The sequence below is a fragment of the Mycobacterium sp. 1274761.0 genome (assembly GCF_001668615.1).
Classification (GTDB): domain Bacteria; phylum Actinomycetota; class Actinomycetes; order Mycobacteriales; family Mycobacteriaceae; genus Mycobacterium.
Genome location: NZ_LZMC01000009.1, coordinates 100,446 through 107,683 on the forward strand (window position 1 = coordinate 100,446; position 7,238 = coordinate 107,683).

A 7,238-nucleotide genomic window follows, 5' to 3' on the forward strand; every position below is an offset into this window, starting at 1 on the left:
GGGAGATGGCGAGATGATCGACGAGCGGCGAGACGGGTTCGTGACGTGGCTGACGTTGAACCGACCCGAACGTTTGAACGCGTTCACCGTCGACGGCTACCGAGACCTTCGCATCGCGCTGCAACGTCTGGCCGCCGACGACGGCATCAGAGTGGCGGTGATCACCGGACGCGGTCGGGCGTTCTCCGCGGGCGCCGACCTGTCCCTGCTCGACGGTGACTTGTCCGCGGTCGACCGGGAACGCGCCGGCGAGGAATTCAGCCTGTTTCTAGAAACACTGGCCGGCTTCCCGAAGCCTCTTTTCGCCGCGGTGAACGGTCTTGCCGTTGGCATCGGCGCCACCATGCTGCTGTACTGCGACGTGGTGGTGATGGCAGAAAGCGCCCGCCTGCGGTTGCCATTCACCGCGCTCGGCATTGTCCCGGAAGCCGGCAGCTCAGTGCTTCTGCCCGCACGCGTCCGCTGGGCTGACGCCATGTGGGCGATGCTCTCGAGCGAATGGATCGACGCCGCGGCGGCGCAGCAGATGGGGTTCACATTGCAGGTCGTGCCCGAAGGCGCCCTTCTCGAACAGACCGCGCTCGCAGCGGCGACGGTCGCAGCGCACGACCCGCGGTCGGTGGCCGCTACAAAGCGGCTGATGACGGACGGTCGCAATGAGGCTGCGCGGCAAGCGATTACTCGCGAACTCGCAGAAATGGTCACCTTACGACGGGGATCTGACAGACACGGCCCCCTTGCCGACCCGTGACCGAGGCGCCCTTTCGGATCCTGGCCGTGGTCAGCGAGAGCGGGTACCTGCCGACCGCCTCGGCGATGTTGTACGCGCGGTGCGGCGGCCCTTGACGATGTCCGTTCGCGCTCTCTGCTGATCTTCGATCTGAATCACGCCCTCCGCGTCACCGTCGACCGGCTTGGACGCGCCTTCTAGAACCTCACCAATGGCACGCACCGATAGCGGAAGCGCCGAGTTGGTCAATATCTTGAACGCGGGTACCGCGGCGATGAACAGCGCAAGCGGCGGTTCGATCATGCCTAGGCCCACCGCGGCCGCCAGCCCGCCGAAATACCCCACCGACCGCGGCACGTCCATTTCGACCGTGCCGACTCTCACTTCCAGAACATTCCCCGGCGTACCCACCCGCACCTCGAACATGCTGTCGGAAGCCATGGCCCTCCTTTGTAACCCGAACTACTTTCGATGAGTACCCGCTTTGAGCTTGATTCGTTGCCGCGAACGCAGCTATCGGGAACGAAAGCCGCTGCGCCAATTGATGATGTGAAGAAGCCGACTAATCGGCGGGCCGGTCCGTCACGGTGACTGTCACTTTCTGGGTCGTGTCGCCGCGCACCACCGTCAGTTCGGTCCGGTCGTTCGGGTTAGCGGCGCTGAGTAGCGCGATGAACTTCTCTGCCGTCGGTGTCTGTTGACCGTTGAGGGCGACGATGACGTCACCTGGCTGGATGCCGGCGTCCGTGGCGGGACTGGGCCTGACCACCTGCAGGACGAGCACGCCACTGGTACGGCTGACGCCCAGCGACTGGGCGATCTGCGGCGTCAGCGTCGCGGGCTGGAGGCCGATGTACGCGTGGCTGGCGTGGCCGGACGCCAGAAGCTCGTCCGCGACCTTCACCACGGTCCCTGCCGGGATGGCGAAACCCATGGACACCGCCCCGGCTTCCGGGAGGATGTACGCGACGTTCATACCCACAACGTCTCCCTGCCTGTCGAGCAATGCTCCACCCGAGTTGCCGGGTGAAACGCGGCATCGGTCTGAACGAGGTCGACAAGCGGAGAACCGCTGGTAGCGGAACCCGGGATCTGGCGGTGCAATCCGGAGATGATGCCGGATGTGACGGTGGCCTCGAATCCAAGCGGACTGCCAATGGCCACGGCCGCCTCGCCGACCTGTGGCAGCTCCTGCTGAAACTTCGCGGCAGGCAACCCCTTGCGATCCGCCTGAACGACAGCGACGTCGGCCAATTTATCGACGGCCCGCACCGTGGCCGGTCCCAGCTGGCCGTCTGCGAAAGCAACAGTTACCTGACGGGCGTCGCCGACGACGTGCGCGTTGGTCACGATCGTGCCGTCGGCTTTGTAGACAATCCCGCTGCCGAGGCCCGACTGATTGAGCACCGTGACGACCCAGGGCTCGACCTGCCGCACCATCGCCGGAATGTCGGGGCGGGTGCGGCCGCTGTGGCCGTCTGGCTTGGGGCGCGGTGGCCGTCTGGCCCGGGGGTGCTGATCGGCCGCAGGCTGCGACGAGTAGAGCCGCGAGCGCTGCGACGAGCAGTGACCAGATCGGCGGACGTGCGGTCGATGGTGAATGCATCAGCTACCGCCTTTCTCGGCGGTTTCGCATCCGCGACTCGAGTAGGTCAACCATCGCACGTCTTGATGTGGGCAACCTCGCCCCACGAGAGCGAAAACATGAGGAATCCGCTGGCCTCACAAGGCAATCAGGTGTAGCGAGCCTCGAGCACAAACCCCTCGAGCAGGAATCGGCTCAGTGGTACGACGCGGCCATCGGTACCAGCAGAGTCATCCTCAGCGGAGCTGTATCCGTCGTGAGTGGCCGGCTTCGCCTCAAAAAAGCATCTTGAACAATGCGAACGCTCGATCCCAGTCCTGCGTTGTCGGATTTTCTGACGTCGGATCGATCACGCGAAACGTCCGACCGAGCGCGATGCTCATTCCGCCGAAGAGGTCCACCAGCACGCTCTCGGTATCCTCACCGAACGTCACATCCGACGGTGGACGCCGTACCTGCTGGCGCAAGAGGTCTCTCACTTCGTCGGCCTCGTCGAGCTTGGCGAACTCACGGGTGAGTTCCTGAACACCTTTGGTAATGGGCAGATCTTGCGGCTCGATCACGTCGCGACCGTTCCACTTGGCCGCGTCGCGCCCGGCGATGGAGAAGTCATCGATCTGCTCGTCGACGAACTCCTGGAATCGACGAAGATCGTTCTTGTCGACCTTAATTCCAGCGGCCGAGCGAAAGAAGCGTTCGAACAACGGGATTCCCGATGGGTGGGTCATCTGGTTCCTTCCGGTCAGTCGGTCGGGTGACGATACAAGCGCGGGCTCATTGACCCGCCGTCACGGTGTCATGGCATCGATCAGGGCAACGCGTCGGCGAGCTCTTTCGGCAAAACCGACCGGACGTCATCCCATTCACCGTCGGTGATGAAGTCGTTCCGCAGTGCTATCAAGACGGCATCCACCAGGTCACGTGTCTCACCGCCGAAGTCATATCCGAAGCAGTTCTCAACTCGCTGCATGAACTCGTCATGGTTCACCTTCATCGGCACTGCGCTGGATTCCAACCCGTGTAATAGATCCCTCGCACGAGCATCGGCAGCTGGGCGCCCAGCTGAGCAGCCTCATTGACCGGAAGCCGGTCGCGCAGAGCGTGAAGGACGGCCCGCAATGCCGCGTATGAATGCGTGCGCTGGTCCTTCGACCAGTCAAAGATCTGTTCGATCTCGTGCAGGATTCGGTTGGTCTTGTCTTCCGTCGTCTTGAACGATGTGAATGAAGTTTCGCTCATTTGTCGTGCCCTCCTTATTGTCAATTGTCAACATTTTCAACCGCATCGACCCACCGTTAGATCAGCAGGTACTGCTCGACCTGGCGGACGGCGATCGACCCCTCGCCTACCGCCGACGCCACCCTCTTCACCGAGCCACTGCGCACGTCACCGGCCGCGAAAATCCCCGGGCGGCTGGTTTCGAGCATCATTGGTTCACGATCGATGCGGAGTCCCGCTCGCCCGTTGGCCGAGTACAACCCGGAACCGGTCACGACGAAGCCCTTGTCATCGAGCGACACCATTCCCTGCACCCACGCCGTATTAGGTGCCGCACCGATGAACACGAACAGCGCCGTAGTGTCGATGCGGCGACGCTCGCTCGTCCGGTTGTCCTCTGCGACAACCGTTTCAACCTGCTTTCGTCCGTGGACTTCGTGGACTTCGGTGTATAGGCAGACGGTGATCCGGGGTTGCCGTTGTATTTGGTCGACGAGGTAGCGCGACATGTCCTTGCCGATGTCGCCGCTGCGGATGAGCAGAAAGACACGGGAAACCCGGGATGCCAGGAACACCGCGGCCTGCCCCGCTGAGTTCCCTCCTCCGACGACCACCACCGGTCCGGGACCACACAGCAATGCCTCCTGGAAGGTCGCGGCGTAGTAAATCCCATTCCCCTCGAACCTCTCGATTCCGGGCACAGCGAGCCTGCGATATCGAGCTCCCGTCGCAAGGATGACGGCGCGGCCGACGACGAAGGAACCGTCGGCGAGGCATACGAGATGCTGACCGCCGTCGGATTCGAGGCGGCGCGCCTCCGTCGAAATCATCAGGTGCGCACCGAACTTGTCGGCCTGAATCATGGCCCTTTCAGCCAGCTCGGCGCCGGACAATCCGCTGGGGAAACCGAGATAGTTCTCGATCCTCGAGGACGTGCCGGCCTGGCCTCCTGCGGCGATCGCTTCGGCCGCGGAGGTGGTCAGCCCGTCCGAGGATCCGTACACCGCCGCAGCCAGACCGGCCGGTCCGGCACCGACGACGATGAGGTCTTGTTCGTCGTAAATGACGTCTGGCACCGGCAGGCCCACCCGACGGGCCAGTTCACTGTTGGGCGGGTTGCGGAGGACTTCGTCACCCCAGATGACAACCGGTGTGTCTTGCGGCGCGATCCCAAATCTCTGCAGCAGGCGTTCAGCCTTCTTCTCGCGTTCGAGATCGATCCAGCGGTGGGGCAGTCTGTTTCGGGCAGCGAACTCCCGCAGCCGGGTGGTGTCGGGCGAATAGCACGATCCGATGATCCAGAACCCGGCGCCCTCTTCGATGAGCAACGTGCGCCGGATGAGGTAGGCCCGAAGTATGATGTCGCTGAGCACCGGGTCCTCAGCGACAAGGCTACGCACCAATTGTTCAGGCACCACGAGGACTTCGCCGGCCTCCGCGACTTCAGCTGTGTAGAAAGCAGCTTGACCCTCGAGATCGCCCAGCTCGCCGAGAAACCGTCGCGGACCGTGGACACGGCTGGTCCGTCGATCACCCAATGGGTCAACGGCGATGACGGCGACCTTTCCCGAGAGGATGACATAGAAGCTGTCTGACGGCGTGCCTTCGCGCACCAGAATCTCGCCGCGGTTCACCGACCGCCTCTGGCCGCCCGATTCGAGAGTGCCGATCTGCATCTCGTTCAAACGCGGATATGCACCGTAGAGATCCGGAGTCTCCTGCAGGTGCGCCGATACCTGCTCGGCCGGGGGCGCCTCAGACATAATTCTCATGGACATAGCACCAGCGCCAGTCCGCCTCCATCGCAGCCACAATCGGATGGCCGCCGGTGTGCGCGTGTCCCCGTGCATGACGCATGGGCGACGAATCACAGCAGCCGACATGACCGCACGTGAGACATAGTCGCAGGTGCACCCACGGGGTGCCGAGCCGAAGGCACTCCTCGCATCCGGTTGAGCGTGGCGCCACCGGGCGAATCGCCGCAACGTCCGGGTCGAAGCCAATCGAAGTCATGGTCAAACCTCCTGTGAGCTGTGTGCGGCCAGGGCCTGATCCAGCCAAGACCGAAGGGCGGTAACGGGCGCGGCCCCCGACTGGCGGGCCACCACCTCTCCGTGCTCGACGACCAGCAACGTCGGCACCGCTTGCACCGAGAACCGTTGTGAGGTGGCCGGCGCCTTGTCGACGTCGACCTTCACCAGTTTCAGTTGACCGGCGCGTTCCGTGGCGAGCTTCTCCAGCGCGGGGCTCACCATCCGGCACGGTCCGCACCACGTGGCCCACAGGTCGACAAGTACTGGGACACTCGCCTTCTCGACAACATCTATATAGTCCTGATCACCGGCGTCGACGATCCACGGCAGCCAGTGATGGCAGTGGCCGCAGCGGGGCTTGCCGTCGGCGACCGCGGGCACCCGATTGCGTTTCCCGCAGTTCGGGCACGTCACAACATTGGATTGCATGTTTTCGCTTTCGTCAGGCCGCCATGGCGGACTCGGAGTAGGTGACGGACAAGTCGCCGTTCTCGACCGTGATGCGAATGACGCCGCCAGCCTGGACCTCACCCCTGAGCAGTGCACGCCCGATCTTCGTCTCGACCTCATGTGCGATGTAGCGACGCAGCGGTCGCGCGCCATACACCGGGTCGTACCCGTGCTCGGCGATCATCCGACTGGCCTCGGGTGTGATATCGAATTGAATCTGCCTGTCCGCCAGACGCTTTCTCAGATCCTCGAGTTGAAGCTCGACGATGCGTTCGATCTGTGTGATAGCCAGCGGCGTGAACAGCACGATATCGTCGACGCGATTCAGGAACTCGGGACGGAAATGCCCCCGCAACTCGGCCATCACGCGTTCCCGCGCGTCGGGCTTGATCTCGCCGTCACCCGTTACACCGTCGAAAAGGTAATGCGACCCGATGTTCGACGTCATGATGACCACGGTGTTGCGGAAGTCGACGTGGCGGCCCTGCGCATCGGTGAGCCGGCCGTCGTCGAGCACCTGCAGGAGTGTATTGAATACGTCGGCGTGCGCCTTCTCGATCTCGTCGAACAGCACAACTGAGTACGGCTTGCGCCGTACCGCCTCGGTGAGTTGGCCACCTTCGTCATAGCCGACATATCCCGGCGGCGCGCCGACCAAACGACTCACCGTATGCCGCTCCTGATACTCGCTCATGTCCAGCCGGACCATGTTTTCTTCGCTGTCGAACAGCGCTGCGGCAAGGGTTTTGGCGAGCTCTGTCTTGCCGACACCCGTCGGACCCAGGAAGATGAACGATCCGATCGGTCGCCGCGGGTCGCGAATTCCCGACCTAGCGCGGATCACCGCATCCGCCACGAGCTGCACCGCCTCGTCCTGGCCGATCACCCGTTCGTGCAGTATCTCGTCGAGGCGTAACAGCTTCTCACGCTCGCCCTCCTGCAGCCGGGACACCGGGATGCCGGTCCACGTAGACACGATCTCGGCGATTTCATCCTCGGTGACGACTTCGCGGAGTAGCCGCCGTTGGCCCTGTTTGGACCTCAACTGCTCCTCGGCGGCCTCCAACTTCCGTTCCACGTCGCGCATCTCGCCGTAGCGCAGCTCGGCGGCGCGGTTGAGGTCGTAGTTGCGCTCCGCTTCCTCGGCGTCGCGTCGAAGCTGCTCCAGTTGCTCGCGCAGTGGGACGCCGAGCGGCAGGCGATCAAGCGCGTCCAGGAACTG

At 63.4% G+C, this 7,238-nt stretch carries 11 protein-coding genes; 1 reads left to right on the forward strand and 10 read right to left on the reverse strand.

Going from position 1 to position 7,238, the window contains the following annotated elements:
• Nucleotides 1-13 precede the first annotated feature (13 nt).
• The gene (locus A5651_RS01535) at nt 14-751 is read left to right on the forward strand and encodes an enoyl-CoA hydratase/isomerase family protein (protein ID WP_066974835.1); all 738 of its coding nucleotides are present in this window, start codon (nt 14-16) and stop codon (nt 749-751) included.
• Between the two features lie 30 nt (nt 752-781).
• Here A5651_RS01535 and A5651_RS01540 read toward each other — a convergent pair whose 3' ends face one another.
• The 10 genes from A5651_RS01540 to A5651_RS01570 form a co-directional block, all read right to left on the reverse strand.
• On the reverse strand, nt 782-1,171 hold the full coding sequence (locus tag A5651_RS01540; protein WP_066974837.1) for a hypothetical protein: 390 nt from the start codon (nt 1,169-1,171) through the stop codon (nt 782-784).
• Between the two features lie 121 nt (nt 1,172-1,292).
• Entirely contained in the window at nt 1,293-1,706 is a 414-nt protein-coding gene (locus A5651_RS25835) for a S1C family serine protease (protein ID WP_231988478.1), read from the reverse strand.
• Nucleotides 1,703-2,170 (reverse strand): S1C family serine protease, encoded by a 468-nt coding sequence (locus A5651_RS25840; protein WP_231988480.1) that lies wholly within the window; start codon nt 2,168-2,170, stop codon nt 1,703-1,705. Before A5651_RS25840 ends, A5651_RS25835 begins: the two co-directional genes overlap by 4 nt.
• A gap of 420 nt (nt 2,171-2,590) precedes the next feature.
• Complete coding sequence (locus tag A5651_RS01550; RefSeq protein ID WP_369803897.1) at nt 2,591-3,019, reverse strand: DUF1931 family protein; 429 nt, start codon at nt 3,017-3,019, stop codon at nt 2,591-2,593.
• A 104-nt stretch (nt 3,020-3,123) separates the two neighbouring features.
• Nucleotides 3,124-3,309 (reverse strand): DUF2267 domain-containing protein, encoded by a 186-nt coding sequence (locus A5651_RS25610; protein WP_197496499.1) that lies wholly within the window; start codon nt 3,307-3,309, stop codon nt 3,124-3,126.
• Nucleotides 3,306-3,554, reverse strand: coding sequence for a DUF2267 domain-containing protein (locus A5651_RS25615; protein ID WP_197496500.1), 249 nt, complete (start codon nt 3,552-3,554; stop codon nt 3,306-3,308). Before A5651_RS25615 ends, A5651_RS25610 begins: the two co-directional genes overlap by 4 nt.
• Before the next feature lie 56 nt (nt 3,555-3,610).
• On the reverse strand, nt 3,611-5,296 hold the full coding sequence (locus A5651_RS01560) for a cyclic nucleotide-binding domain-containing thioredoxin-disulfide reductase (RefSeq protein ID WP_231988482.1): 1,686 nt from the start codon (nt 5,294-5,296) through the stop codon (nt 3,611-3,613).
• Complete coding sequence (locus A5651_RS24750) at nt 5,289-5,546, reverse strand: UBP-type zinc finger domain-containing protein (RefSeq protein ID WP_082943526.1); 258 nt, start codon at nt 5,544-5,546, stop codon at nt 5,289-5,291. Before A5651_RS24750 ends, A5651_RS01560 begins: the two co-directional genes overlap by 8 nt.
• 2 nt (nt 5,547-5,548) lie before the next feature.
• Nucleotides 5,549-5,995, reverse strand: a complete 447-nt coding sequence (gene trxA / locus A5651_RS01565; protein ID WP_066974844.1) for a thioredoxin — start codon at nt 5,993-5,995, stop codon at nt 5,549-5,551.
• Nucleotides 5,996-6,008: 13 nt separating this feature from the next.
• Nucleotides 6,009-7,238, reverse strand: a 1,230-nt coding sequence (locus A5651_RS01570; RefSeq protein WP_156662493.1) for an AAA family ATPase, incomplete at its 5' end; no start/stop codon positions are given.

Excerpts from the sequence above, each read along its gene's own strand:
- A5651_RS01535 (WP_066974835.1), top strand. The coding sequence starts at position 14 with ATGATCGACGAGCGGCGAGACGGGTTCGTGACGTGGCTGACGTTGAAC.
- A5651_RS01540 (WP_066974837.1), bottom strand. The coding sequence starts at position 1,171 with ATGGCTTCCGACAGCATGTTCGAGGTGCGGGTGGGTACGCCGGGGAAT.
- A5651_RS25835 (WP_231988478.1), bottom strand. The coding sequence starts at position 1,706 with ATGAACGTCGCGTACATCCTCCCGGAAGCCGGGGCGGTGTCCATGGGT.
- A5651_RS25840 (WP_231988480.1), bottom strand. The coding sequence starts at position 2,170 with ATGGTGCGGCAGGTCGAGCCCTGGGTCGTCACGGTGCTCAATCAGTCG.
- A5651_RS25610 (WP_197496499.1), bottom strand. The coding sequence starts at position 3,309 with ATGAAGGTGAACCATGACGAGTTCATGCAGCGAGTTGAGAACTGCTTC.
- A5651_RS25615 (WP_197496500.1), bottom strand. The coding sequence starts at position 3,554 with ATGAGCGAAACTTCATTCACATCGTTCAAGACGACGGAAGACAAGACC.
- A5651_RS01560 (WP_231988482.1), bottom strand. The coding sequence starts at position 5,296 with ATGTCTGAGGCGCCCCCGGCCGAGCAGGTATCGGCGCACCTGCAGGAG.
- A5651_RS24750 (WP_082943526.1), bottom strand. The coding sequence starts at position 5,546 with ATGACTTCGATTGGCTTCGACCCGGACGTTGCGGCGATTCGCCCGGTG.
- trxA (WP_066974844.1), bottom strand. The coding sequence starts at position 5,995 with ATGCAATCCAATGTTGTGACGTGCCCGAACTGCGGGAAACGCAATCGG.